At 39.1% G+C, this 25,945-nt stretch carries 24 protein-coding genes; 16 read left to right on the top strand and 8 right to left on the bottom strand.

Features of this window, described 5'->3' with window-relative positions:
* Nucleotides 1-36 precede the first annotated feature (36 nt).
* The 3 genes from prmC to RFX69_RS18635 form a co-directional block, all read right to left on the bottom strand.
* Entirely contained in the window at nt 37-858 is an 822-nt protein-coding gene (gene prmC / locus RFX69_RS18645) for a peptide chain release factor N(5)-glutamine methyltransferase (RefSeq protein ID WP_289332382.1), read from the bottom strand.
* Nucleotides 858-1,946 (bottom strand): peptide chain release factor 1, encoded by a 1,089-nt coding sequence (gene prfA, locus RFX69_RS18640; protein ID WP_000648005.1) that lies wholly within the window; start codon nt 1,944-1,946, stop codon nt 858-860. The genes prmC and prfA overlap by 1 nt, the downstream gene beginning before the upstream one ends.
* Before the next feature lie 190 nt (nt 1,947-2,136).
* Complete coding sequence (locus RFX69_RS18635) at nt 2,137-2,976, bottom strand: type 1 glutamine amidotransferase domain-containing protein (RefSeq protein ID WP_031985607.1); 840 nt, start codon at nt 2,974-2,976, stop codon at nt 2,137-2,139.
* A gap of 119 nt (nt 2,977-3,095) precedes the next feature.
* Here RFX69_RS18635 and RFX69_RS18630 point away from each other — a divergent pair, with 119 nt between their 5' ends.
* The 5 genes from RFX69_RS18630 (at nt 3,096) to RFX69_RS18610 (ending at nt 7,207) form a co-directional block, all read left to right on the top strand.
* Nucleotides 3,096-3,998, top strand: a complete 903-nt coding sequence (locus tag RFX69_RS18630) for a LysR family transcriptional regulator (protein WP_289332381.1) — start codon at nt 3,096-3,098, stop codon at nt 3,996-3,998.
* Between the two features lie 198 nt (nt 3,999-4,196).
* Complete coding sequence (locus RFX69_RS18625; protein ID WP_000772605.1) at nt 4,197-4,619, top strand: glycine zipper domain-containing protein; 423 nt, start codon at nt 4,197-4,199, stop codon at nt 4,617-4,619.
* 234 nt (nt 4,620-4,853) lie between these two features.
* Nucleotides 4,854-5,357: a hypothetical protein gene (locus RFX69_RS18620; protein WP_289332380.1), complete on the top strand. Its 504-nt coding sequence runs from the start codon at nt 4,854-4,856 to the stop codon at nt 5,355-5,357.
* Nucleotides 5,358-5,491: 134 nt separating this feature from the next.
* The gene (locus RFX69_RS18615; protein WP_004840791.1) at nt 5,492-6,496 is read left to right on the top strand and encodes an LLM class flavin-dependent oxidoreductase; all 1,005 of its coding nucleotides are present in this window, start codon (nt 5,492-5,494) and stop codon (nt 6,494-6,496) included.
* A gap of 147 nt (nt 6,497-6,643) precedes the next feature.
* Nucleotides 6,644-7,207, top strand: a complete 564-nt coding sequence (locus RFX69_RS18610; RefSeq protein WP_271055745.1) for a flavoprotein — start codon at nt 6,644-6,646, stop codon at nt 7,205-7,207.
* Nucleotides 7,208-7,247: 40 nt separating this feature from the next.
* Here RFX69_RS18610 and pgaD read toward each other — a convergent pair whose 3' ends face one another.
* From pgaD to RFX69_RS18585, 5 genes are all read right to left on the bottom strand, one after another.
* Nucleotides 7,248-7,712 carry a poly-beta-1,6-N-acetyl-D-glucosamine biosynthesis protein PgaD gene (gene pgaD, locus RFX69_RS18605; protein ID WP_000786880.1) on the bottom strand — a complete coding sequence of 155 codons (465 nt, stop codon included), beginning with the start codon at nt 7,710-7,712 and terminating at the stop codon, nt 7,248-7,250.
* A complete protein-coding gene (pgaC, locus tag RFX69_RS18600) occupies nt 7,709-8,956 on the bottom strand; it encodes a poly-beta-1,6-N-acetyl-D-glucosamine synthase (protein WP_289332379.1) in 1,248 nt (415 codons plus the stop codon). Before pgaC ends, pgaD begins: the two co-directional genes overlap by 4 nt.
* On the bottom strand, nt 8,956-10,785 hold the full coding sequence (gene pgaB, locus RFX69_RS18595; RefSeq protein WP_289332378.1) for a poly-beta-1,6-N-acetyl-D-glucosamine N-deacetylase PgaB: 1,830 nt from the start codon (nt 10,783-10,785) through the stop codon (nt 8,956-8,958). Before pgaB ends, pgaC begins: the two co-directional genes overlap by 1 nt.
* A complete protein-coding gene (pgaA, locus tag RFX69_RS18590; RefSeq protein ID WP_005128348.1) occupies nt 10,785-13,223 on the bottom strand; it encodes a poly-beta-1,6 N-acetyl-D-glucosamine exporter porin PgaA in 2,439 nt (812 codons plus the stop codon). Before pgaA ends, pgaB begins: the two co-directional genes overlap by 1 nt.
* A 385-nt stretch (nt 13,224-13,608) precedes the next feature.
* Complete coding sequence (locus tag RFX69_RS18585) at nt 13,609-14,445, bottom strand: pyruvate, water dikinase regulatory protein (RefSeq protein ID WP_000004354.1); 837 nt, start codon at nt 14,443-14,445, stop codon at nt 13,609-13,611.
* A gap of 146 nt (nt 14,446-14,591) precedes the next feature.
* Here RFX69_RS18585 and ppsA point away from each other — a divergent pair, with 146 nt between their 5' ends.
* From ppsA to dnaB, 11 genes are all read left to right on the top strand, one after another.
* Nucleotides 14,592-16,979 (top strand): phosphoenolpyruvate synthase, encoded by a 2,388-nt coding sequence (gene ppsA, locus RFX69_RS18580; protein WP_000853480.1) that lies wholly within the window; start codon nt 14,592-14,594, stop codon nt 16,977-16,979.
* Nucleotides 16,980-17,043: 64 nt separating this feature from the next.
* Nucleotides 17,044-17,799, top strand: coding sequence for an RDD family protein (locus RFX69_RS18575; RefSeq protein ID WP_001167811.1), 756 nt, complete (start codon nt 17,044-17,046; stop codon nt 17,797-17,799).
* 316 nt (nt 17,800-18,115) lie between these two features.
* On the top strand, nt 18,116-19,168 hold the full coding sequence (cyoA, locus tag RFX69_RS18570; RefSeq protein ID WP_001250044.1) for a ubiquinol oxidase subunit II: 1,053 nt from the start codon (nt 18,116-18,118) through the stop codon (nt 19,166-19,168).
* A gap of 3 nt (nt 19,169-19,171) precedes the next feature.
* Nucleotides 19,172-21,163, top strand: a complete 1,992-nt coding sequence (cyoB, locus tag RFX69_RS18565) for a cytochrome o ubiquinol oxidase subunit I (protein ID WP_289332377.1) — start codon at nt 19,172-19,174, stop codon at nt 21,161-21,163.
* A 4-nt stretch (nt 21,164-21,167) separates the two neighbouring features.
* Entirely contained in the window at nt 21,168-21,788 is a 621-nt protein-coding gene (gene cyoC, locus RFX69_RS18560) for a cytochrome o ubiquinol oxidase subunit III (RefSeq protein WP_000852577.1), read from the top strand.
* A complete protein-coding gene (locus RFX69_RS18555; protein ID WP_000094534.1) occupies nt 21,788-22,117 on the top strand; it encodes a cytochrome o ubiquinol oxidase subunit IV in 330 nt (109 codons plus the stop codon). The genes cyoC and RFX69_RS18555 overlap by 1 nt, the downstream gene beginning before the upstream one ends.
* Nucleotides 22,118-22,127: 10 nt before the next feature.
* Nucleotides 22,128-23,006, top strand: a complete 879-nt coding sequence (gene cyoE / locus RFX69_RS18550) for a heme o synthase (RefSeq protein WP_000915319.1) — start codon at nt 22,128-22,130, stop codon at nt 23,004-23,006.
* Between the two features lie 184 nt (nt 23,007-23,190).
* Complete coding sequence (rpsF, locus tag RFX69_RS18545) at nt 23,191-23,574, top strand: 30S ribosomal protein S6 (RefSeq protein WP_001216679.1); 384 nt, start codon at nt 23,191-23,193, stop codon at nt 23,572-23,574.
* An 11-nt stretch (nt 23,575-23,585) separates the two neighbouring features.
* Nucleotides 23,586-23,813 (top strand): 30S ribosomal protein S18, encoded by a 228-nt coding sequence (gene rpsR / locus RFX69_RS18540; protein ID WP_000090661.1) that lies wholly within the window; start codon nt 23,586-23,588, stop codon nt 23,811-23,813.
* Nucleotides 23,814-23,821: 8 nt separating this feature from the next.
* Entirely contained in the window at nt 23,822-24,268 is a 447-nt protein-coding gene (rplI, locus tag RFX69_RS18535) for a 50S ribosomal protein L9 (RefSeq protein WP_000382591.1), read from the top strand.
* Between the two features lie 200 nt (nt 24,269-24,468).
* The gene (gene dnaB, locus RFX69_RS18530; protein WP_000075891.1) at nt 24,469-25,914 is read left to right on the top strand and encodes a replicative DNA helicase; all 1,446 of its coding nucleotides are present in this window, start codon (nt 24,469-24,471) and stop codon (nt 25,912-25,914) included.
* Nucleotides 25,915-25,945 lie beyond the last annotated feature (31 nt).

The raw sequence follows: 25,945 nt of genomic DNA, 5'->3' as shown, positions 1-25,945 counted from the left end.
AAAATTTAGAACAGTCCCCTAGAGCTTAAGTTATTCTTATTTTATTAATAATGATGCTAAAGTGACTCGATCATTTTGGCCATAGTCTTGAATAGTTTTTATCTCACTAAAACCATGCTCAGCAAATACATTTCGCACAGCTTGTCCCTGATCGTAACCATGCTCTAGTGCAATCCAGCCTTGCGGTTTTAACCAGTTTTTGCCTTGAGCAATAATAATTTCAATATCGGCTAACCCATGATGGTCTGCAACCAATGCACGGCGCGGCTCTGTTGCCAAAGCTTGCATGTGTTCATCTTCAGGGTCAATGTAAGGCGGATTAGAAACAATTAAATCAAAATGTTGGGGTTCTAGTGCTTCAAACCAAACGCCACAAGCAAATTTCACATGATGCAAGCCATGTGTTTGTGCATTTTCTTTTGCAACATCTAAAGTAGGTGCGTAAATATCAGTTGCTGTGACGAACCAGTCTGGACGTTCACTTGCCAATGCAAGCGCAATTGCACCTGTTCCCGTTCCCAAATCCACGATATTTGCATTCTTTGGCAAATTTAGATTTAAAACAGTTTCAACTAAAACCTCAGTATCTGGTCGTGGCACTAAAGTATCCGACGTTACTTTTAAATCGAGCGTCCAAAATGGCTGCGAACCTGTCACATAGGCTAAAGGTTCACCATTTTGGATACGTTCAAGACCAGCCAAGTAGTCTTGCTCTTGTTGGACTGTTAACTCTTGCTCAAGTCTGAACTTTAATTCGAGTGAATTGATTTTTAGAAAATGCTCAAGTAACCAAGCATTTTCCTGTCGGTCATAACTGTCAGGCTCACCACGAATTGCAAGCGCTTGAGCAATATTCATTAGCCGCCATTTTCCTGTGCAAGCATCGCAAGCTGATCTGCCTGATATTCACGATGTAAACTATCGAGCAATTCCGTTAGATCACCTTCCATAATGGCATCTAACTTATATAAAGTTAGGTTAATACGGTGATCCGTCATACGTCCTTGCGGGTAGTTATAAGTACGGATACGTTCAGAGCGGTCACCAGAACCGACCAAATCACGGCGCATTTCAGAAGTTGCTGCATCGGCTGCTGCACGTTTAGCATTTTCTAGACGTGATACTAGCAATGCCATCGCCTTAGCTTTGTTTTTATGCTGTGAACGTTCTTCTTGGCACTCAACGACTGTACCGGTTGGAATGTGAGTAATACGCACTGCCGAATCGGTTTTGTTAATATGCTGACCACCCGCACCCGAAGCACGGTAAGTATCAATACGCAAATCTGCCGGGTTAATTTCAACGTTAGTATCAACGTCAATTTCAGGCAAGATTGCTACTGTACAAGCTGACGTATGCACACGACCTTGTGATTCAGTTGCTGGTACACGTTGTACACGATGCGCGCCACTTTCAAACTTTAAGCGGCCATACACACCATCGCCATCTACACGGCAAATGACTTCTTTAAAACCACCATGCTCGCCTTCATTTTCAGAAAGGACTTCAATACGCCAACCTTGCGATTCGGCATATTTGCTATACATACGGAATAAATCGCCTGAGAAAATTGCAGCTTCATCACCGCCCGTCCCGGCACGAATTTCTAAATATGCAGCATTAGAGTCATTTGGATCTTTTGGAATCATCAAAATATTAAGCTGGCTTTCTAATTCTTCAAGCAATGCTTTATTTGCTTGAATTTCTTCTTCTGCCATATCTTTAAAGTCAGGGTCCGACTTCATCATTTCAGCAGTTTCAATATCTTCTTCTGCTTGACGGTATTTGCCCCAAACTTCGGTAATTTCAGTTAAATCACTATGTTCACGAGACAGTTTACGGAAACGTTTGTTATCGGAAATCACTTCTGCATCTGCAAGCAATGCAGTAAGTTCTTCATGACGATCACAGAGTTGATCAAGACGTAAACGGAGTGACGCTTTCATAAGAGGAAATATCTCAAAAGTCCAAAAAACTTATCTAGATAAATATAAGAAGATAAGCCAAATCATAAAAATAGCGCATAGTTTACAGTTTATGCCGATTAAATAACATATGTAATCCTTTAAAACGTTAACTTTCCAAATCCATATAATAAAAGAGACTTTATTTATAAAGCCTCTTTAACCTCTATAGTTATTTTAATTTTTCTAATAAAGATTTACCGACAAGAACAGCCGAAGCTGGGTTTTGTCCAGTAATAAGTTCACGATCCACCACTACATTTGGCGACCAAGCTTTCGTATTGCTTTGATATTTTGCTCCAAGTGACTCTAATGCAGTTTGTGGATAGAACTTCATCTCACCGCCTTTTAATAAGCCCTTCGCTTGCTCTTCTTCTTGATTGCTAATTACTGTCATCTGATAATTTTTATAAATCCATTCTCCAGTTTTAACTTTTTTACCTTGTTCAAGTTGCTTAACGGCTTCCGCAGCATGAGGTAAAGTTGACATCAGGGCTATAGGACCATGACAAACCAAAGCTGTAGGCTTTCCTGCATTATGAAAAGCCGTGAGAACTTTACCAAGCTGTTTATCTTTTAATAGGTCTTGCATAGGCGCGTGTCCGCCCGGAATATAAATAGCATCAAATTGATCTATACCAATTTGCTCAATACGCGCCAGACTTACAACAGGAGAATCTTGAGCAGAAGTTAACTTTAGATTATGTAATAAACCAGCATACTGCTTTAATGCTTTTTCATCTTGATTAAAATACATTGCATTATTTGATGACTCATCTAACGTTGGAGCTTTCCCCTTTGGAGTGGCAAATGTTACGGTATGCCCTGCATCTAAAAGCATTTTTGTAGGCTGCATCAACTCATTAAGATAAAAGCCCGTTTTAAAAACCTGCTTATTCTTTAGCTCTAACTGTCCTTCATCAGACAATACAACCAATACATGAGCGGCATTTGCACTTAATGCTGCCGAAGCTGCAATCATTGCAAACATTATTTGATTTAACTTCTTCATTATTCGACCTTCATTCCAAGCATTTGCTGGATTTATAACTGGGATGGATATATTCTATTTTTACCCCAGAGGTATAAAAACAACTCATTTCACAAATCTTTTTTGCGTTTGAGGACAAAATGTCTCGCCAATTTGACCATCTTCCCGATGTTGAAGTGTTTTTAATTGTGGCTGAAAAGCTTTCTATTAGTGCAGCTGCAATTGATTTATCTACAACGCCTTCGGTCATTAGTAGAACAATTACAAGACTCGAGAAAAAATTAGGTATCCAGTTTTTTAGAAGAACTACTCGTCATTTAAGTCTGACCGAAGCAGGCCAGCTTTACTATGAAAAAATGCAACATGCTTTTCAGTTAATTGACCATGCTGAACGCGTGGTTCAAGGTGAACAACTACAAATTTCTGGAAAAATTAAATTAAGTGTACCTACGACTTATGGGCACTATCGTCTACCACCCTTATTAGAAAAATTTCTTTTGAAATATCCGGACATTCAAATTGAAATTAGTATTTCTAATCGAAACGTTGACTTAATTGCTGAGGGTTTTGATTTAGCCATCCGTCAAGGACAACTTCCTAACAGCACCCTTATTGCTAGGCCTTTAGAGCAAGCACCTTTAAAACTTGTTGCCTCACCTGCTTATTTGAAACGCATGGGTATTCCAAAAAATTTGGAAGAATTAAAACATCATCAATGTATTGCCTTTGAATTGCCCAGTAGCGGCAAAATAACCCCATGGTTTTTAAAAAATGATAATGAGGAAATTCAATGGATACCAACAAATCGAATTTTAGTAAAAGAAGATATTGTGGGTGTGGTAACTCTTGCTGAAAGTGGGCTAGGTATATGTCAAAGTTACGACTTTATTGTTAATGAAAAAATTCAACAAGGAAGACTACAACCTATACTTACTACATATGCAGGTCATACACGTCCTTTTTCTTTGTTATATGCGCAGCATAAACACATGTCCTCTGCTACCCGAGCTTTAATTGATTTCTTATGTTCAAATGATGACTAGCTAAACTTGAATATATGTAAATGGTATTTAATTTTTCTAGGTGAATAGTAAATATTCCATTTTAATAGAAAGCATACAAAGAAGACACTAAACTCCAATAATCGAATGAAGGTTCTCCACATTTAAAGAGAAGTGTTTTGTTACATTTGCCGTAACGAAAGATATTAAGGTCCTGTAACTTGGGACACGGAGTAAATGATGAAATTAAATGCTTTATTATGTAGTGCTGTTTTAGCTACTTCTATGGTAACTGTAGCACATGCTGACAACACAACTCATGTAGCAGCAGCTTCTGCTTTAGGTAGTATCGCTGGTACTGCAATTGGTAAAAGCATGGGTGGTACATCTGGTGCAACAATTGGTGCTGCTTTAGGTGGTGCTGGTGGTGCAGCAGTTGCAAGTGACCGTCGTCACCGTACAGAATCTGCAATTGGCGGTGGTTTAGGTGGCGGTGCAGGTTATACTGTTGGTAAAAGCATGGGTGGTACAAACGGTGGTTACATCGGTGCTGCTTTAGGTGCAGCAGGTGGTTCTGCTTTAGGTAATAAAATTTCTAAAGACCGTGATGCAGACCGTTCTTCTAAGTATTGGAAGAAAAAACACCGTCATCATCGTCACTAATTACCGTGATGAAATCAGCTTAAAAACACCTTCGGGTGTTTTTTTATAACTAAAAATTTTGGTTTCTAGGATAGTTGTTCATAGTTTATCCATATATTAATAGAAACAATACAAAGCAGACACAAAACTATCGTATCAGCATGTGCCTTCTTCATAATTTTCTCGAAATTTTTAATTACATTTAGCTCAAGACATAAAGATTGCTCGTTATTGAAAAGAGCATGGAGTTCCACAATGAAAATGAATGTTTGGTTAGCAAGTGCATTAATCGCAACAACATCTATGGTTACAGTTGCTCATGCAGATAATGGTACCCGTATAGCGGCAACTTCTGCTCTAGGTAGTGTAGTAGGAACAGCAATCGGTAAAAGTATCGGCGGTACATCAGGTGCAACAATTGGTGCAGCTTTAGGTGGTGCTGGTGGTGCTGCTGCAGCAAGCGACCGTCGTAACCGTACAGAAGCGGCTATTGGTGGTGCTTTAGGCGGTGGCGCAGGTTACACCGTTGGTAAAAACATGGGCGGTACAAATGGCGGATATATCGGTGCAGCAGTTGGTGCCGCTGGTGGTTCTGCTCTAGGTCGTAAAGTTGCCCAAGATCGTAACTATGATGACCGTTATGACCGTCGTTATGATCGTGATGACCGTAGATATTATGATGGTGATCGCCGCTATTACAGAGGTGGTAACTACCGTCATGACAACGGTTTACACCGTGGTTGGTACAAACATCGTTAATTTATATATCAATCTAAAAAGGCACCCTAGTGGTGCTTTTTTATTTTAGGAAGAAATCCATATCGAAAAAAAACGATATACAATGGCTTCTTTATATCGTATTATTTCGATATAATGTTTTCCGAGAATATCGCATGCGATCACTTCAAGATACTAAATTTTCAATTTTGGAGCTTGCCCCTATACGTGATGATAAAACTATTGAGTTTTCATTACGTCATGCACTAGAGCTTGCCCAACATGCAGAAAAGTTAGGTTATGACCGTTTTTGGCTTGCAGAACATCATAATATGGATGGAATTGCGAGTTCGGCAACAGCTGTTTTACTTGGTTTTATCGCGGCTCATACCCAGCGCATTCGTTTAGGTTCAGGCGGGATCATGCTGCCAAACCATGCTCCCTTAGTGGTTGCAGAACAATTCGGTACATTAGCTACTTTATATCCAGACCGTATTGAGTTAGGTTTAGGTCGCGCTCCAGGTACAGATCAGGTCACTATGCGTGCCTTACGCCGCGGACATCAGGAAACAGAAGATCAGTTCCCGAGAGATGTTGTAGAAATCTTGCAATATTTCAAAGCACCTCAAGTGGGCCAAAAGATTATTGCGACACCTGGACAAAATACTCATGTACCTGTCTGGTTGTTAGGTTCAAGCTTATTTAGTGCTCAGTTGGCTGCAAAACTTGGCTTACCCTACTCTTTTGCATCACATTTTGCACCACGTATGCTTGGTCAAGCCATTGAACTTTATCGTGAGAATTTCGAGCCTTCTGAATATCTAGATAAACCTTACGTTTCAATGGGTGTTCCAGTTGTCGTTGCAAGCACAGATGAAGAAGCACAATTCTTGGCAACAAGTGCTTATCAACGTGTATTAGGATTAATTCGTGGGGAAAGCCTCAAACTTAAGCCACCAGTTACATCTATGCAGGGATTATGGAACACGGCAGAACAACTGTCTGTTGAAAACTTCTATACGATGGCACAAATCGGTTCAGTTGAAACAGTACGTTCAGGTCTGCAAAAACTTCTGGACACTTATAAAGTCGATGAGTTTATTTTTACTTGTGATGTATACGACACAGCTAAACGCTTAGATAGTTTCACCCAATTAATGCAAGTAAAATCAGGAAATTAATATATATGCAACATCTCATGTTTGAATCTATATCAAGCATGAGATAACCACCTATCTGAAAATACTTTACCCAGACTCCTTGCTTGGTTATTTATATTAAAACGATAAAAAATCATCATAAATGAAAACCAAAAGGACTTTTGGAAAATGAGTATTGACCTTAAAAATAATGTCGCTAAATCAGCTATTTTTCAAAATACAGTTGAGGATTTTGAAGCCTTCACTGGTCAAATTCTGCCATCAAATAAACTTAAAGAATTTGATTTTTCTCATTTAAATGTAGCCATTATTGGAACGGATCAGGAGACCGTAACGCATTTAGAAAAAATCTGCCAACAGGCAAAATTTGTAACGGTATTTCAAATTACGCCTCACTTTATTTTACCTCACAGTCAAATCGGTATACATCGATTAATTACCCATCCACTTATTGCCAAGAACCGGAGGTTATTTAACAATCGTGTTAAAAGCATCTTAGCTTTACGTTTTCTTGAAACCCAAGTAAATGAAACATGGCTTAAACGACTTTTGACGCCCAATACCGCACGGGCCAATAAAACATTTTTTAAATCGGATAGCTACTATACGGCACTGCAAAGACCAAATTGCAAACTACAAACTTGGCCGATTGTAAAAGTTACCGATACATCCATTTATAGTATGGATGGCACTCAACGACCCGTTGATATCATTATCAGAACTACAGCTTAAAAATAAAAAAGCATGGTTGATAGACCATGCTTTTTTTCACTCATTTCAAATCATATCGAGTTAAATACCCCTGATCATCATAATGTAAGATGATGCGCTGAGACTTTTGTAATTCTGATAATGATTCGGTACTGACCATAAATTGTGAGGCCAGCAACTCAACAGAGCTATTCGGAGCTTTGCTGCGGCGATCATCCCCATGAAATCTAAGCCAGTTATAACTTGCCCATAAAATTAAAATGAGCGCGCTTAGACCTATTAATAGAAGTAAATGCAATAAAGTTTTCACTTCTGAAACATGATCTACCCACACATAGTCATAGATGAGATGCCCTTCAAAAATCCATAAAAATAATGAAACGAGTGGAAAAAGCAGCCACATTAAACAAAACCAACCTATTGTTTGTAATGTATAGTTTGCGGTTTTATTTTTCACATATTCAGGCTGATCAATATATTCAGGTATATCTAAAACTTCTACGTCGATATTTGTATCATTTTTCATGAGTGATCTCCACGGAAGCCTCGATCAGGGCTTACCCAACGAGCACGTTTTTTGGTGTTAAATATAGTTTTGGGTACTGCAACAACACTGGTAAATAACGTCAGTAACCAGAAAAATAATGGATACCAAATTACCCAAAAATAATTTCTAAAAAGCCGACCACGATCATAACGATGGTCTATCCATAAACTTACTAGAAATTGAACAAGACATGTTCCACCTAATATCACGCCATACCACTGCGGCATGAGTGAATTAATTTGAAATTGTTGCGGTAAATCCACAAACAATCCCACAAAAAATAGAATAAAAATCATAATCATCACATATGACCAAATAATGCTGACTAAAGCTTCGAGCATTACCGGCCACATACGGCGCAAGCGCAGTTTGAACATTTTCGGAATATATTCTAATAATACCTCTACCCCACCTTGTGCCCAGCGTAAACGCTGTTTCCAAAGGCCTTTAAAGGTTTCCGGCATATAGATATAACAAAGTGCTTGAGGAATATATTGAATGTCCCAATGGTCCATTTGGAGCTTCCAAGAGATATCAATATCTTCCGTAATTTTGTCATCAGACCAAAAGCCCACGCGAACCAAAGCGGTCTTTCTAAAAGCTGCAATTACGCCTGATACTGTAAAAATACGGCCATATGTTCTTTGTGCGCGCTTAATCAAGCCAATAATTGAAGAGAACTCGCCAACTTGTAATTTACCTAAAATACTTGAGCGATTTAAAATCCTAGGATTACCAGTTACAGCACCAATTCTTGGAAAATTAAAAAAAGGCTGCATAAGCCAAAGTACTGCATGAGGATGTAATAAAGCATCTCCGTCAATACAAACTAGATATTCGTATTTACTTACTAACACTCCCGATCTTAAAGCTACGGCCTTACCTTGGTTTTCTGCCAGGTGCACAACTCTTAATCGGACATCTTGAGCTGCCAGTTCATCAAGAATTTCTGCAGTGCTGTCACTACTTCCGTCATTTACAGCAATGACTTCAAAATTCGGATATTTTGTCTGTAAGGCATAACGAATCGTTTGTCGGACCTGAGCTTCTTCATTAAAGCAAGGAATAATAATACTGCACCCTTCACTTGATGGCTCAGGCAGTTGCTGCTCATGATATTCCCTTTTAAAGAAAAACCAGAGACCTCCTACCATCCATGTCCAAGCCATCAACAACGGATATAAAAAGGCAAAAGCAAATAAAATATCGAGTAATACTTTCATTACTTTTTCCCCTCAGTCGCGAGACCTGCAAAGGGCTGATACATGACCGAACTCGAATTTAAACTAATCGGGTTATATAAATATTCATGAACATTTTTTGAGTTTTCATTGGTATAGCCATCAACCCCAAATTTCTGAATACCTATGCGCTGAATATTGAAAAGACCTTGTTTCACTTCTTGCCAGGCATTTTGCTGACTATTTTCGGGTAATGATAAAGTCAGCATAATGCGCTGTTTATATTTCGAATCAAGCGTATTTAAAATTGCTAATACGTGATTAAACTGTTTTTGCTTACCCACTATATTGAACTTAAGATTTACTAAATCATGTTGGGATAACAGCGTTTTTAAAAGCGTTGGTAAATTTTCAATATGTTCAAAATCAGGTGTAAGCAATAAACTAAACTGAGCCTGATTACTCATGTTTAAATAAGGCTTCACAGCCTTTTGAGTAAGCTGGCTCACATATGTAAGCTGTTTTAATTGGTCAGCACAGGCATTTTCTTTTATTGTTGTGCTTTGCATAGCACAATTTAAAGTGGTTCCAGCATTAAGTTGAATACCACTTAAATTACTATTGAAACGTGCGATATCCTTCGCTAAGTCTGCCACCAAAAACGGTTTATTTTTTTGAGGATATACAGGCAACTCTAAAATAACCGACTGTCCGGCACGAGTCTGTGCCTGCCATAAAGTTCGGTTCAAAATATCTTGCTGGACGCTTAGTTGAGTTGTTGGGAAATAAGCAATGTCATACTGCCCATCGCCATCTTGATCATCTAAAGGTTTCAATATAAATGTGTTATTCTTTAAGCTATAAAGCTTGGATAACAATAACCCTAGTTTTTCATCTGACTGAGTATTAGTTGAAGCAGCTAACTGTTTTAAGTCCATACTCACAAAGTGGCGAGGTTGCTTAAATAAATCTAATTCTTCAAAGTTGAGAATATTGATCATACCCTCTGTTAACTGCTCAGCTGTAGGATTATTAGTGACCAAACTACGTTTAAAAGTCGAGTCACTCACTCTATTCATTCCATCACGCCCTAAACTGAAAGAAAAAATAAAGCCGGCTTCTTGAGACAATTTTTCTAATTGCTCATTCACAGCACCATAAGGCCAAATAATTGCCTTAGGTTCAACACCCACTTCTTTCTTTAAAACGGCGTATGATTTTTTTAAGTCCTGTAAAATACGTTGTTGATATTCCACATCCGTTTCATAACGCTTTTGTGATTTTAAATACGCGTAAGAAGTCGCAACAGGCTGTTCATTCCCTTGAGGATTAGCCAATACTCCATGATGCAAATCATCACTATGACTTGCAAACTCGGCTAAGCCCGAAGCTTGCATTTCTCGCACTTGCTTCCAATTGACTAGATTTCCTTGCCCATAAGCTTCATAGCCAGCTTGTGTATTGCCATTTAGCCAGCTGGTCGGAAGTGCAAATACTGCCGGAATCTGATATTGCTTAAGTAATGGGAATACACGGCTATAACTACTTAAAGCACCATCATCGAAAGTTAACAAAATAGAATTATGAGGTAATTCCTTACCTTGTTTACGCGCTTCTTCAATATCTTTTAAGCGAATGGGCTTCCAATCAGATTGACTTAACCAGTCAAAGAACTGTGCTAAATTTTTCGTTTGGATTGCATAAATATCCCGATCCCCTTCTTTTAAGACATCATCCCTGACATCATGAAAGGTTAAAGAAACCGTATGATTTTTTGGTAAATCTTTTTCTATCTGGGCATATGCAAATTGCAGAGGCAACAATGTTGAGACCAAGGCACAGCCCAACATTTTCGACAATAAATTATTCATTAAAAACGCCCTTCAAATCCAAAAATACCGTAGGTATGTTGTTCATCATGTCCATCGTAAGGATGGTATTGCCAACCAATTCCATAATTGAGCTGCCATGTCCGTGATAGCTGCCATTGATGTTGATATTGCAAAGAGTAAGTGGGTTTAGCAGAGTAATCGGCCTGTTTATAAAGGCCTACACCCGCTTCAAAATGCTGTTTAAATGAACGCTCATATTCACGCCAAGTCACCCAATCATGACTTAAGTTCATCTCAGCGCTGTAATGTGAACTTGGACTAAAATAAGCTGTTTGATCTTGGCTGTTAGTACCGTAGAAACCTCGAACAGTGCCATAAGTAATATGATGAGGTGCGTCGAATAGCCTTTCACGCCAAAATGTTGAAAATTCTTGTTGTTTGTTACCATCACTAATATCAGTTAAACCGTAACTCGCGCCAATCTGGCGAGATTCATCTTTTTGCCATGTAACAGCAGCTCGGTAAGATTGACCATCTTCCCCTGCATCAAGGGCTTGTAGAGGAATGTCAGCCTGACTGTTATATTGCAATTGATACTGCCAGTGGTCATTTAGCCATTGGGACCAATCAAGACGGACTCCTGCTTGTCCACCATCCGTACTTTGCGACACAATTGCCGCCAACGCCTTACGGTTCGCCTGCCATTCTGCTCCGACCCCATAACGCTGGTCATGCACATCGCCAAAACGGTACTCACCATAACGATCTTGATGCCAAGCGAATAAACGATAATTATCCTTAATCCAAGGGCTATTAAGACGCGTTTCCATTTCACGGTCTTTTAAACCATTCTGCCCACTTACAGTATCGCGACCGTCGGCCTTACTTTGCCCCCAAGTGGTTGAGTGTGAAATTGTGGCTCTATTACGATCTTCTAATTCTTTTCGACTTTTAATGACCCCACTATCATCAGGGTAATATTGCACTAAGTTTTGTGTGGTTTTTCGCCATGTCGGAATATCACCTAAAGCTTGAGCATTTTGCATTTCATTAATGCGGGTGTCTTTAGCAATCGGATCTATACCATTTAACCGGGAAATTGTTTTTTTTGCCTCTAGCGGTTTTTCTCTCCAACGTTCTACACGCGCAAGATTATTAATCAGGCTCTCATTCGCAGGCGCCTGCTCTACTTTTTTTTGAAAATGCTTTTCAGCTTGATCCAGATGATTAGCGTAGGCTAAATGCATTCCTTGTAAAGCAATATAATCATCACGATCAGGATGGCTGATTTTATCTACACCCTTAGCCTGACTATATTTATAAGTTGGAATAAGCCGATCAACTTCAGCGAGAAGTTGTTCAGCTTCCTTATATTTTTCTTGTTCAATATAAGAATAATACAGTCCCGTATAAACGGTCATATCCGGATAATTCTTTTCGGTTAAAAGCGTTTTATAAGCAAACTCGGCCTTTTTCGGTTTTTGCTCCGCCAAATAACTATCCGCAATTGCATGACGTACATATGCCGGTAATTTTTCGAGTGGAATATTCAACTGGGTGAAATTCTCTATAACTGCTTTTGAACGCCCTCTAAAATCTAATCCATATAAATAATCGTAATAAAATCGTAAGTAATTAGGATCGGAAGGATTCATTTGCTGATGCATTTTTTGTCCTTGCTCCAGCACTTTATCTAATTCAGCAAAGCTTTCGGCATCGGATAGACCTTCGCGATTTAAATATTTATATCGAGCAATTGCATTGTTGATATGTTGAGAAAACTCACTAACTTGTAAAGTCTGCAGCATTTGCACTGTTTGTTCAGTTTTTTCGCTCGCTTGCAGCAATTGCTGTGCCTTCTTATATGAGCCAATAGCAATTAGATCATAAACATATTCTTGTAAAACGGATGAAGATTTTGGTTGTTGTTGATAAGCATGCTCAACTGTAGCTAAAGCATCTACTGGTAAATTTATTAAACGATAAGCATATGCAACCCGTACCAACTGATCAGCAGTTAAACCTTTAATATCGATCTTCGACAACTGATCTTTAGCATTCGCCACATCTTGAGCTTCAGCATACAAAACCGATAATAAAATACGCCCATCAACTGACTTTTGAATATTGAACTTATTTGACCAGTCAATTGCAGTTTTAAAATGCTTAAAATCACGGAAATTTTGAATTAAAGGTAACTTTGCATATTCTGGAAAGTCTACATAATTAATATTTACCAAAAACCGTGAAAAATTCGTAAGATCCCTTTTTTCACTTGACATAATAAACAGATAATCAGCAAGCAGCTTTTGATCATGCGGGTATTTATTTAGCAATTGATCTAGTTGAGATACAGCTTGTTGAGTTTGTCCTGCTCTATAATTTTGAATAGCTTGCTCACGCAATACATCAACCTGAGCAGCGTATAAATGAATTGGCAAGAGATAGACCAATGAAAAAACACATTTCTTTAGCATTTTGAGAATCGAATAGTCCCATATCGAGATGGGAAAGTATAGTTAAAAATGTGACATACATCACAATAATCAAATAACTAGCACCTTTAATCACAAATAATAAATATGGAGAAAAAAAGTATTTGTTTTTTTAAAAGCCACCTAAAAACAAACATTTATAAAAATATAGATTATTCTTTTATATACATTTCTTTTCAAAATTATTCTTTTTGAATATATTTAATTTGCACAAAACACACTTAACATTAACCAATCAAAAACATTTTTATATAAATGGTTTTATATTTAAAACTTTTATTTTTAATTTATTTTATATTTAAAACCATTCAATTTAATCATATTAATAAAGTTTAAATTGAATGGTTAAAATAAATAATTGACTTAATTACCCAATACGACGTTTTAAGCCTGTCATTTGTAAAATACGAGTAGAAATTTCTTCAATCGACATTTCGGTAACATTTAAGTATTTAATTCCCTCAGAAATATAAATACCTTCAATAGCTCGCAACTCCATCTGACACTGGCTAAAACTTGCATATCGGCTATTCGCTTTACGTTCACTTCGAATGGCAACCAAGCGCTCTGCATCAATCATCAAACCAAATAATTTACTGCGGTGCTCTCTTAAAACTGCCGGTAAACGATTATCATCTAAATCTTCTTCGGTTAAAGGATAGTTAGCAACACGGATACCAAATTGCAAAGATAGATAAATAGAAGTCGGTGTTTTACCGGAACGAGACACCCCAATTAAAATTAAATCAGCTTTGTCATAATGGCGGGTACGTGCTCCATCATCATTATCAAGCGCAAAATGAACAGCATCAATCCGGGCTTTGTAATACTCCGAATCGGTCACGGCATGAGTCTGTCCTACTAAAGTTGTAGGCGGGGTTCCAAGCTCCTGTTCCAGCTTACTAATTAACCCTTCAAACACATCCAGATTAACCGCTTTAGCCGTATTAATAATTTCTCGCACATGCGGATCGACCAAAGTATCAAATACTAATGGCAGGCAACCATCTCTGGTCTGACACTTGTTAATCTCGACCACCACTGCCATTGCGGCCTCTTCAGTGGTGATATAAGGCATGATGTGAATATCAAAATCTACGTTAGGAAATTGGGCTAATAACGAATGTCCAAGGGTCTCGGCAGTAATCGCAGTTCCATCAGAAATAAAAAAAACACTCCGCTTAAATTGTTTACTTTCTGACATTAAAATTCTCCTTAAACATTTGTCTTAGTGCTATATAATCTTTATAGTAAACTGATCTTACATGACTGTCGCTTAGTAAAATTCTCAACTAAGCACTTTATTTTTTAATTTCATGCCAAGATAGACATTAATACTGCAAAAGTGGAGTGAAAACTTTGGAAGCGCGCGTAATCGGTCTAGAAAAATTAGGGAAACACGATGTCGAACTCGTAGGTGGGAAAAACTCATCTTTGGGTGAAATGATCAGCCATTTATCAAATGCTGGTGTATCGGTACCTGGTGGTTTTGCAACAACTGCTGATGCCTATCGTGAGTTCTTAGACCAAAGCGGTCTTAACGCTCGAATTCAAGCAGAACTTGCAGAGCTTAACGTTGACGATGTAAATGCCTTAGCAGAAACTGGCGCTAAAATTCGTCAATGGATTGTAGAGACTCCACTTACACCTGGCTTAGAACAAGAAATTCGTGAAGCATTTGCTGCACTTTCAAATGGTAACCCAGATATTGCTGTTGCTGTTCGTTCGTCTGCTACTGCAGAAGACTTACCGGATGCATCGTTCGCCGGTCAGCAAGAAACTTTCTTGAATATTCGCGGTATTGATAACGTATTAATTGCTGTAAAAGAAGTATTTGCATCATTATTTAATGACCGTGCTATTGCATATCGCGTTCACCAAGGTTTTGAACACAGTCTAGTTGCGCTTTCTGCTGGTGTTCAACGTATGGTTCGCTCTGAAACTGGCGCTGCAGGCGTAATGTTTACCCTTGATACTGAGTCTGGCTTCCGTGATGTTGTATTTATTACTGCATCTTACGGTTTAGGTGAAATGGTTGTACAAGGTGCCGTTAACCCGGATGAATTCTATCTTTCTAAACCATTATTAAATGCAGGTAAACACGCGGTATTACGCCGTAACCTTGGTTCTAAGCACCAGAAAATGATTTATGGTGAAGAAGGTTCAGCGGGTAAATCTGTTGTAGTTGTAGACGTTGAAAAACAAGAACGTCAACAATTCGCGTTAAATGATCACGAGTTACAAGAGTTAGCGAAACAAGCGCTTATTATCGAAAAGCACTATGGCGCTCCAATGGATATCGAGTGGGCAAAAGATGGTGACGATGGTCAAATCTATATTGTTCAAGCTCGTCCTGAAACTGTAAAGAGCCGTCAAAATGTCGGCACAATGGAACGCTACCTACTCAAGCAAAAAGGTACTGTACTTTGTGAAGGCCGTTCAATCGGTCAACGTATTGGTTCTGGTAAAGTCCGTATTGTTAACTCAATTAAAGAAATGGACAAAGTACAAGACGGTGACGTACTTGTATCAGACATGACTGACCCAGATTGGGAACCAGTAATGAAACGTGCTGCTGCCATCATTACTAACCGTGGTGGCCGTACTTGTCACGCTGCAATTATTGCCCGTGAACTTGGCGTACCAGCAATCGTAGGTTGTGGTAACGCAACTGAAGTATTGACTGATGGTCAAGAAGTTACTGTTTCTTGTGCTGAAGGCGACACTGGTTTCATCTACGAAGGCGCGTTAGATTTTGAAGTTCAACGTAACTCTATCGAATCTATGCCTAAACTTTCATTCAAAATCATGATGAACGTAGGTAACCCTGACCGTGCCTTTGACTTTGCTCAAATTCCAAACGAAGGTATTGGACTTGCTCGTCTAGAGTTCATTATTAACCGTATGATCGGTGTTCACCCTAAAGCTCTTCTGAACATTGAAAGCTTGCCTCGCGAAACTCGTGCTGCGGTAATGACCCGTACAGCTGGTTATGCATCACCTGTAGAATTCTATGTTGAAAAACTAGTTGAAGGTATTGCTACACTTGCAGCAGCATTTGCTGATAAACCAGTTATTGTTCGTATGTCTGACTTTAAGTCAAATGAATATGCGAATCTTATTGGCGGTAAGTTATACGAGCCAGAAGAAGAAAACCCAATGCTTGGCTTCCGTGGCGCAAGCCGTTATGTTTCGGACAATTTCCGTGACTGTTTCGAACTTGAATGTCGCGCACTTAAAAAAGTTCGTGATGAAATGGGTTTAACTAACATCCAAATCATGATCCCATTCGTACGTACAGTGTCTGAAGCGAAACGCGTTATTGAGTTATTAGCTCAAAATGGCTTGAAGCGTGGTGAGAATGGCTTAAAAGTCATCATGATGTGTGAATTACCAACTAATGCATTGTTAGCTGAACAATTCCTTGAACACTTCGATGGCTTCTCTATCGGTTCTAACGACTTAACTCAGTTAACACTTGGTCTTGACCGTGACTCTGGTATTGTTTCTCACTTGTTCGATGAGCGTGATGCTGCTGTAAAAGCTCTCCTTTCTATGGCAATTCATGCTTGTCGTAAAGCGGGTAAATATGTCGGTATCTGTGGTCAAGGACCATCAGACCACCCAGACCTTGCAAAATGGTTAATGGAGCAAGGTATTGAATCAGTATCTCTTAACCCTGACTCGGTTTTAGACACATGGTTCTTCCTTGCTGAAGAAAAAATCAAGCAAATCTAATTTGTTATAAAAAAAGACCCATCCGTGGGTCTTTTTTCATCTTTAGAATAGAGAATTTTTACTTATGCAAATTTACTTGGCACGTAATAATCAACAAGCTGGGCCTTATACCTTAGAACAACTAAATCAAATGTTGGCAAGTCAACAAGTTTTGCTTACTGATTTAGCTTGGCATGAAGGCATGACAGAATGGAAAGCTTTAGGAGAATTAACCCAAGGTAAACTTGTATATCAACCTACTGGTTATTCTGCTTTTTCAGCAAATACAAATACGCCTTATAATGAGACCATTCAACACATTCGTGTAGAAACTAAAACACACGAGCTTGCTTCAATTTCGTCTCGTGCTCTTGCAAAAATTATTGACTTATTACTTTGGCTACCTATTGCAGCTATTCCGTCTTTTTTCTTTAATGAAGCTCAATATAAACAACTTTTTGAGTTACAAAAACAGATGCAATCTGCAGAAGTTGCATCAACTAAAGCAGCTGAACTTCAACAGCAGCTTTTTACCCTTATTCCTATAGAAGCTTGGCACACAATGCTACTTTATGTCGTGATAATGCTCGCTATTCAAGCATTTTTATTGACTAAGTTTGGGCAAAGTATTGGTAAAAAAATTGTCGGAATTAGAATTGTCGATGCCGAAACCAATGGTAAAGTTAATTTAACGCGTATCTTCCTTCTAAGAAGTGTCGTTTTCATTATATTAAACTTACTATTTATGCCTATTAGTACAATTATTGACTATGCTTTTGCATTAGGACAAAAGCGACAAGCTCTACATGACAAAATTGCAAGAACAAAAGTGATCAAATGATAGTAAATGACTCATTCATTTAATGTCTAAAAAAAAGGAGGCACCTCGCCTCCTTTTTTTCCATAGAGAGTTGATATTTAAATAAAAGCTCTGTTGAAATTAGATACCCTACAAAAAAAATCGGGTTTTAAAACAATTATTTCAGACGACTTTATGTGTAGCTTAGTTTGTCGATATGAGGCATAATGCCCTACAACGTAGCGGTGTCACATCATTGAGAAGTCTAATTTTTAAGACTAGCGTTCTCAATCATGCGACACTTTAATCGCTATCCCATATTTAATTAGGGAATGGGACTCTTCACCGAGGTTGTAAAATGAGACAAACGATTTTAGCTGTATTGTCTTTATCAACGCTTGCCGCACTTTTGACTGGGTGTGGTGGTGATATGGTACTTCTAAACTCTAAAGGTCCAGTTGGTCAAGGTCAAAGTGACCTTATGATGACTGCGATCTATTTAATGTTACTTGTGGTGATTCCTTCAATCATCATGGCATTATGGTTTGGTTGGAAATATCGTGCGTCAAATAAAGATGCAGACTATAAACCTACATGGGCACACTCAACTGCAATTGAAGTTGTAGTATGGGGTATTCCTGTCATTATTATTGGTATTTTAGCTTGGTTAACTTGGTGGGGTTCCCACAAGTATGACCCATACCGTCCTTTAGAATCAGATAAAGCACCTTTAACTATTCAGGTTATTGCTGAACAGTTCAAGTGGATTTTTATTTATCCTGAACAAAACATTGCGACTGTTAACGAAGTACGTTTCCCAGAGAAAACTCCGTTAAGTTTCAAAATCACTTCTAACTTCACGATGAACTCATTCTTCATTCCACAGTTAGGCGGTCAGATTTATGCAATGGCAGGTATGCAAACTCACCTTCATTTGTTAGCAAATGAAACTGGTGTATATCGTGGTTTCTCTTCTAACTACTCAGGCTATGGTTTCTCTCAAATGCGTTTCAAAGCGCATAGCGTTACAGAGCAACAATTCAACGAATGGGTAGCGGCTGTTAAAGCAGGTAATGGTACAACTATTAACCCAGAAGCAGTTCAAAAAACTACGCTTGACCAAGCTGAATTGGCAACCTTACGTGATGGCGATCGTTCTAAGCACCAAATCGAGCATTTAGTAAATCGTGCTAAAGCTGCTGGTGACCAAGAAGCGCTTGCTAAAGCAGAAGCGATGAAACCGTTCCCGACTAAGCCACACCCTGTGACTTATTACTCTTCAGTTGAACCAAAATTGTTTGAAACAATTATCAACCACTATATGAGTAACTATCATGGTGCTGACCACTCTGCTGCACATACAACAGCAGAAACTCATGTTGCAGCTGAACACGCTGCTCAAGGGGAATAAGACATGGATATGATTTTTGGTAAATTGGGTTGGGACTCTATCCCGACAGAGCCAATCGTACTTGTCACCATGGTCTTTATGGCACTTGGTGCAATTGCTGTGCTTGGCGGTATCACCTATTTCAAAAAATGGGGATATTTGTGGAAAGAATGGTTTACAACTGTAGACCATAAAAAGATTGGTATCATGTATATCATCGTATCTGTTGTCATGCTTTTGCGTGGTTTCGCCGATGCGATCATGATGCGTTTACAACTTTTCCTCGCTAAAGGCGGTGGTGAAGGTTATTTACATCCTGACCATTACGACCAGATCTTCACCGCTCACGGTGTAATCATGATCTTCTTCGTAGCAATGGGTCTAGTTGTAGGTATGATGAACATCTCTGTACCTTTACAGATCGGTGCTCGTGACGTTGCTTTCCCATTATTAAACTCTTTAAGCTTCTGGTTATTCGCTGGTGCTGCTGGTTTAATGATGCTTTCACTTGTATTAGGTGAATTTGCTGCGACTGGTTGGATGGCTTACCCTCCTCTGTCTGGTATTCAATATTCTCCTGGTGTAGGTGTTGACTACTATATCTGGGCACTTCAGGTTTCTGGTCTAGGTACGCTTTTATCTGGTGTTAACTTCTTCGTTACCATCATCAAAATGCGTGCGCCTGGCATGAAATTGATGGATATGCCTATTTTCACGTGGACTTCACTTTGTACGGCTGTATTAATCATTGCATCTTTCCCTGTATTAACAGGTACTCTTGCGATGCTTACATTAGACCGTTACTTCGGTTTCCATTTCTTCACAAATGAGCTTGGCGGTAGCCCAATGCTTTATGTGAACTTGATCTGGACATGGGGTCACCCTGAAGTATATATCTTGGTATTACCAGCATTTGGTTTATACTCAGAAATCGTTGCAACCTTCTCTCGTAAAGCGTTGTTCGGTTACAAGTCTATGGTATATGCAACAATTGCAATTACTGTATTAGCATTTGTTGTATGGCTTCACCACTTCTTCACCATGGGTGCTGGTGCGAACGTTAACGCGTTCTTCGGTATCATGACCATGGTTATTGCGATTCCTACTGGTGTGAAAATCTTCTCTTGGTTATTCACCATGTATAAAGGTCGCATCACCTTTACTACTCCAATGTTATGGACGCTTGGCTTCCTTGTAACATTCGGTATTGGTGGTTTAACTGGTGTACTTATGGCTGTTCCACCTGCGGACTTCCTTGTACACAACTCATTATTCTTGATCGCTCACTTCCATAACGTAATTATCGGTGGTGTGGTGTTTGGTATGTTTGCCGGCATCATTTACTACTGGCCAAAAATGTTTGGTTGGAAGCTCAATGAAGCATGGGGTAAAGCTGCATTCTGGTTCTGGTTCTTCGGTTTCTATTTTGCATTCATGCCACTTTATATCCTTGGTTTCATGGGTATGACTCGTCGTTTGAATACATATGACAACCCTGAATGGGACCCATACCTTGCGATTGCATTATTCGGTGCTGTTCTTGTTGCAATTGGTATTGCATGTTTCTTAATGCAAATCATCGTTGGTTTCTTACAACGTCACCAAAACATGGACTACACAGGCGATCCATGGGATGCTCGTACACTTGAATGGGCTACTTCTTCCCCTGCTCCATTCTATAACTTTGCTCATGAACCAGATGCAAGCGGTATTGACCGTTTCTGGACTGACAAAGAGAACGGTGTAGCATACGCACGTAATACTAAATATGAAGACATCCACATGCCGACTGACCGTGCTGCTGGTTTTGTCATTGCAATGTTCATTACTCTTCTTGGCTTTGCACTCATCTGGCATATTTGGTGGCTCGTTGTTGTTTCATTCGTTGCAGCTGTTGTTAGCTTGATCGTAAGCTCATTCACTACGAATGTTGATTACTATGTTCCAGCTGCAGAAGTTGAGCGTATTGAAAACGAACGCTATGCTTTACTTGAAAAACACTTGAAGAAGGACTAAGGAAATGGCTGAAGTACTTCATCACGACAACCACGGCCATGATGGTCATCATGAACATGATGATACTGACTTAACGGTCTTTGGTTTCTGGACATACTTGATGAGTGACTTGATTCTTTTCGGATCACTCTTCATTGCGTTCGCTGTATTAAGCAGTCATGTTCCACCAGGAACTCCAAGTGCATATGACCTGTTCCATGAATCATTAGGCTACGTGTTAACTGAAACATTTGCCTTATTGATTTCATCGGTGACTTTCGGTTTTGCGGTACTTGCATCTTATAAAAAGAATGTAAATCAAGTGATCACTTGGTTATTTATTACATTCCTTTTTGGTGCAACCTTCATCGGGATGGAACTCTATGAATTCCATCACCTTGTAGAAGAAGGTCATGGTCCAACTCACAGTGCTTTCTTATCATCGTTCTTTACTTTGGTAGGTACGCACGGTATCCACGTAACTTCTGGTTTAGTGTGGATGTTGGTACTGATGTATCAAATCAAAACTAAAGGTTTGACTTTACCGAATACACGTCGTCTTGCTTGCTTAAGCTTGTTCTGGCACTTCCTTGACATCGTTTGGATCTGTGTATTCAGCGTCGTTTACTTACTGGGAGTTCTCTAATGAGTAGTCATGAGCATAATGCTGCTGGTGCGTCACACGGTAACTTTAAGCAATACACTGTTGGCTTTATTCTTTCTGTCATCCTTACCATCATCCCATTCGGGATGGTGATGGCGGGTGGTTTCAGCCGCGGTCTTTTGGTTACAGTGATTGCAATCACTGCCGTTGCTCAGGTTCTTGTACAACTTGTGTACTTCTTACACATGAATACATCATCTGAACAACGTTGGAATATGATTGCATTTATCTACACAATCCTATGTATCGCTGTACTTTTAATCGGTTCTGTGTGGATTATGAATTACCTTCACTACAATATGATGATCTAAACTGATTGTCATGTTGAAAAAGTATTTATTCCTGACTAAACCAGGAATTCTCTTCGGTAATTTCATTACCACCTTGGGCGGCTTCTTCTTAGCCGCCCAAGGCTCTATAGACATCTTATTATTATTGCTCACTCTCATTGGAACAACATTAGTTGTTGCTTCAGGTTGTGTGGTTAATAATGTTATAGATCAAGATATTGATACAAAGATGCAGCGCACTCAAAACCGTGCACTTGTTAAAAAAACCATCTCTCCTACTGTTGCGCTTGTATATGCTTTCGTACTCGGAGTAATGGGTTTTAGCATTTTGTGGTTTGGTGTAAATGGTTACGCATTTTTGTTTGCAATGATTGGTTTTATTGTCTATGTCGGTTTTTACAGTTTGTGGACTAAACGTACCTCAATCCATCAAACCGTCATTGGTAGTATCTCCGGAGCGAGCCCTCCTGTTATTGGTTATACAGCAGTAACTCATCAATTTGATGTGGCAGCCTTGCTTTTGTTTTTAGCATACGCTTTATGGCAAATGCCTCACTCTTGGGCAATTGCAATTTATCGTTTTGATGATTACAAAAATGCGGGAATTCCTATCTTGCCTGTAGCACGTTCCATTTATCGCACGAAAATTGAATGTGTAATCTATATCCTGTTGTTTGCAGCTGTTTTGAATGGGTTATATTGTTTTGGCTACACCAATGTATTTTTCTTGATTACCTTTAATGCTTTGACCGCATACTGGTTTTATTTATCAATTATTGGATTTAAAGCCGAAAACGACCAACTTTGGGCTAAACGCTTTTTCCTTTACTCAGTAATCTTAATTACTTTGCTAAGTTTAAGTTTTAGCTTTACCTATCAATCCCCTGCTCCAAATCTTCCTCTCTTTTAATTAAGGGAGGATTTCCTCCTCTCTCAAATAACTTTTATATTTCTCATCAAAAGATTTGTTTTTAGTCTAATTTTTACCTATAATTCAGCCTTCGCATTTTTTGCGACGTAGCTATTTATATTTTTAGCTATGACTCCTTGCTTCTAATTTTATTAGGGGCTGTTTAAACCGTAAGGAGCTGACAATGCGTCATTACGAAATCGTACTTTTGGTACACCCAGACCAAAGCGATCAAGTTGTAGGTATGGTTGAACGCTATATCTCTCAGATCAAAGAAGCTGATGGTCAAATTCACCGTTTAGAAGATTGGGGCCGTCGTCAATTGGCTTACCCAATTAACAAAATTCACAAAGCGCATTACATTCTTATGAATGTTGAATGTGGTCAATCTACGCTTGATGAGTTAGAAGAATTATTCCGTTATAACGACGCGATCATTCGTAACCTTATCATCCGTCGTGAACACGCAATCACTGAAGAGTCATTGCTTGCTAAGAGTGCGGAAGAAAAGCGTGCGCGTAAAGCTCAACGTGAAGAAGCACAGCAAGTTGCTCAAGAAGCTGAATAAGGAGAACATCAATGGCACGTTTTTACCGTCGTCGCAAGTTCTGCCGCTTTACAGCTGAGAATGTTGCGTACATCGACTACAAAGATATCGATACTTTAAAACAGTACATCACTGAAAACGGCAAGATTGTTCCTAGCCGTATCACTGGTACTAAAGCTCGTTATCAACGTCAATTAGCGCTTGCTATCAAACAAGCTCGCTACTTGTCTTTGATTCCGTACACTGACAACCATAAGTGAGGTGATCTGTGGACGTTATCTTATTACAACGCATTAAGAACCTTGGTAAATTAGGCGATAAAGTATCAGTTAAAGCTGGTTACGGCCGTAACTTCCTTATCCCTCAAGGTAAAGCAGTTGCAGCTACTGAAGCTAACACTGCTGCTTTCGAAGCTCGTCGTGCTGAACTTGAGAAGCAAGAAGCTGAAGTATTAGCTGCTGCTCAAGCACGTGCTGAACAATTGAACGAAGTTAACATCGTTATCACTGCTAAAGCTGGTGACGAAGGTAAACTCTTCGGTTCTATCGGTACTCGTGACATCGCTGACGCGTTAACGAATGCTGGTCTTACAGTTGACCGTGCAGAAGTTCGTTTACCAAACGGTGCGCTTCGTCACACTGGTGAATTCAACATCGCAATTCAATTGCACCATGATGTTGTTGCAGAAGTTCTCGTTACTATCGTATCTGAGTAATTTCTCATCAAAAAAAGAGCATGCTTACGCATGCTCTTTTTTTATCTCTTAAATTTAAGCAATAAAATTAGATATATTAATTCCTGATCAGTTCTTCAGTTTAATTGGTTTTTTAATTAGGTAGTTTATTTAGTTTTGTTTTAAGATAGTTCTCGGCTTAAAACCCTTTTTGTGTACACATTTTATCATCAGGTCTAATTATGTCTCAGGCGAATGCCACTTCTTTAACCCTTTCATCTCCAACAGAAAATAAGACGAGTGAATCAGGCCAACTTAAAGAGTTTCGCACTCCCCCACACAATTTAGCCATTGAGCAAGCTGTACTTGCGGCGCTGATGACCGTAGCTGAATCTTTTGAACAAGTCAGTGACTTACTCAAAGAAAATGATTTTTATGCCACTCGTCATAAATATATTTATCGTGCAATTGAAAAATTAGCACAGGAAAACTCACCCTATGATGCGGTTTTAGTCAACGACTGGCTTTTAAAACAAAATTTACTCGATGCGATTGGCGGTGAAGAATATTTGATGCAGCTTATGGCTGACTCACCTTCGAGTTTCTATAATCTTGAAACTTATGCGACTAAAATTAAAGAATTTTCTACACTACGCAGTATGATTAAGGTAAGTACTGAAATTTTACAAAATGCTTACGACACAAAAGGTCGAGGTGTAAGTGAAATTTTAGATTTAGCCGAAACGAGTATTTTCTCTTTAGCAGAACAACATAACAACAATAAAAAAGATTCTGGACCTAAAGCAATTAGTTCTGTAACTGCCGATGTGATTAGTAAACTTGATGAGCTTTCAAAATTAGACGGAAATATTACTGGTTTAACGACTGGCTTCTTAGAGCTCGATAATAAAACCTCTGGTATGCAACCGGGTGATTTGATTATTGTCGCAGCACGTCCGTCTATGGGTAAAACTACTTTCGCCATGAACTTGGTTGAAAGTGTTTTGCAATACAATAAACTCCCAGCTCTCGTCTTCTCTATGGAGATGCCAGCAGACTCTATTGCGATGCGTCTCATTTCAGCTATGGGTAAAGTGCATCAAGGGCATTTACGTTCAGGTAATTTAGATGCTGATGAATGGACTAAAGTAACGGGTACCATTCTGCAACTTCAACAAATGCATTTGTATATTGATGATTCCTCTGCCCTACCACCTACTGAAGTTCGTGCCCGAGCTAGACGTATCGCAAAAATGCATGATGGTAAAATTGGCTGTATCATGGTCGACTATTTACAGTTGATGAAAGTTCCGGGCATGGGTGACAACCGTGTTGGTGAGATCTCGGAAATTTCACGTAGCTTAAAAGCTTTAGCTAAAGAAATGAACTGTCCTGTGATTGCACTATCTCAGCTTAACCGAAGTCTGGAAAACCGACCGAATAAACGCCCAGTAATGTCTGACTTACGTGAATCTGGTGCGATTGAACAGGATGCCGACTTAATCATGTTTATTTACCGTGATGAAGTCTATAACAAAGAATCGAAAGAAGCAGGCACCGCAGAAATTATCATCGGTAAACAGCGTAATGGTCCAATTGGTACCGTTCGCCTTGCCTTTGAAGGCCAATATACTCGGTTTAGTAATCTCTCTCCTGAGTATTACAGCCAATATGATGATGAAGAATAAACTCTATCTCTAGCCCAAAGGAGTAAATGAG

The organism is Acinetobacter sp. 148 (assembly GCF_031196675.1).
Taxonomy (GTDB): Bacteria; Pseudomonadota; Gammaproteobacteria; order Pseudomonadales; family Moraxellaceae; genus Acinetobacter; species Acinetobacter baumannii.
The sequence above is the reverse complement of the archived record's forward strand: the minus strand, read 5'-3'. Positions and strand labels throughout refer to the sequence as shown.

Bases quoted from the DNA above. Each gene is read 5' to 3' on its own strand.
- prmC (WP_289332382.1), bottom strand. From the start codon at position 858: ATGAATATTGCTCAAGCGCTTGCAATTCGTGGTGAGCCTGACAGTTAT.
- prfA (WP_000648005.1), bottom strand. From the start codon at position 1,946: ATGAAAGCGTCACTCCGTTTACGTCTTGATCAACTCTGTGATCGTCAT.
- RFX69_RS18635 (WP_031985607.1), bottom strand. From the start codon at position 2,976: ATGAAGAAGTTAAATCAAATAATGTTTGCAATGATTGCAGCTTCGGCA.
- RFX69_RS18630 (WP_289332381.1), top strand. From the start codon at position 3,096: ATGTCTCGCCAATTTGACCATCTTCCCGATGTTGAAGTGTTTTTAATT.
- RFX69_RS18625 (WP_000772605.1), top strand. From the start codon at position 4,197: ATGAAATTAAATGCTTTATTATGTAGTGCTGTTTTAGCTACTTCTATG.
- RFX69_RS18620 (WP_289332380.1), top strand. From the start codon at position 4,854: ATGAAAATGAATGTTTGGTTAGCAAGTGCATTAATCGCAACAACATCT.
- RFX69_RS18615 (WP_004840791.1), top strand. From the start codon at position 5,492: ATGCGATCACTTCAAGATACTAAATTTTCAATTTTGGAGCTTGCCCCT.
- RFX69_RS18610 (WP_271055745.1), top strand. From the start codon at position 6,644: ATGAGTATTGACCTTAAAAATAATGTCGCTAAATCAGCTATTTTTCAA.
- pgaD (WP_000786880.1), bottom strand. From the start codon at position 7,712: ATGAAAAATGATACAAATATCGACGTAGAAGTTTTAGATATACCTGAA.
- pgaC (WP_289332379.1), bottom strand. From the start codon at position 8,956: ATGAAAGTATTACTCGATATTTTATTTGCTTTTGCCTTTTTATATCCG.
- pgaB (WP_289332378.1), bottom strand. From the start codon at position 10,785: ATGAATAATTTATTGTCGAAAATGTTGGGCTGTGCCTTGGTCTCAACA.
- pgaA (WP_005128348.1), bottom strand. From the start codon at position 13,223: ATGCTAAAGAAATGTGTTTTTTCATTGGTCTATCTCTTGCCAATTCAT.
- RFX69_RS18585 (WP_000004354.1), bottom strand. From the start codon at position 14,445: ATGTCAGAAAGTAAACAATTTAAGCGGAGTGTTTTTTTTATTTCTGAT.
- RFX69_RS18575 (WP_001167811.1), top strand. From the start codon at position 17,044: ATGCAAATTTACTTGGCACGTAATAATCAACAAGCTGGGCCTTATACC.
- cyoA (WP_001250044.1), top strand. From the start codon at position 18,116: ATGAGACAAACGATTTTAGCTGTATTGTCTTTATCAACGCTTGCCGCA.
- cyoB (WP_289332377.1), top strand. From the start codon at position 19,172: ATGGATATGATTTTTGGTAAATTGGGTTGGGACTCTATCCCGACAGAG.
- cyoC (WP_000852577.1), top strand. From the start codon at position 21,168: ATGGCTGAAGTACTTCATCACGACAACCACGGCCATGATGGTCATCAT.
- RFX69_RS18555 (WP_000094534.1), top strand. From the start codon at position 21,788: ATGAGTAGTCATGAGCATAATGCTGCTGGTGCGTCACACGGTAACTTT.
- cyoE (WP_000915319.1), top strand. From the start codon at position 22,128: ATGTTGAAAAAGTATTTATTCCTGACTAAACCAGGAATTCTCTTCGGT.
- rpsF (WP_001216679.1), top strand. From the start codon at position 23,191: ATGCGTCATTACGAAATCGTACTTTTGGTACACCCAGACCAAAGCGAT.
- rpsR (WP_000090661.1), top strand. From the start codon at position 23,586: ATGGCACGTTTTTACCGTCGTCGCAAGTTCTGCCGCTTTACAGCTGAG.
- dnaB (WP_000075891.1), top strand. From the start codon at position 24,469: ATGTCTCAGGCGAATGCCACTTCTTTAACCCTTTCATCTCCAACAGAA.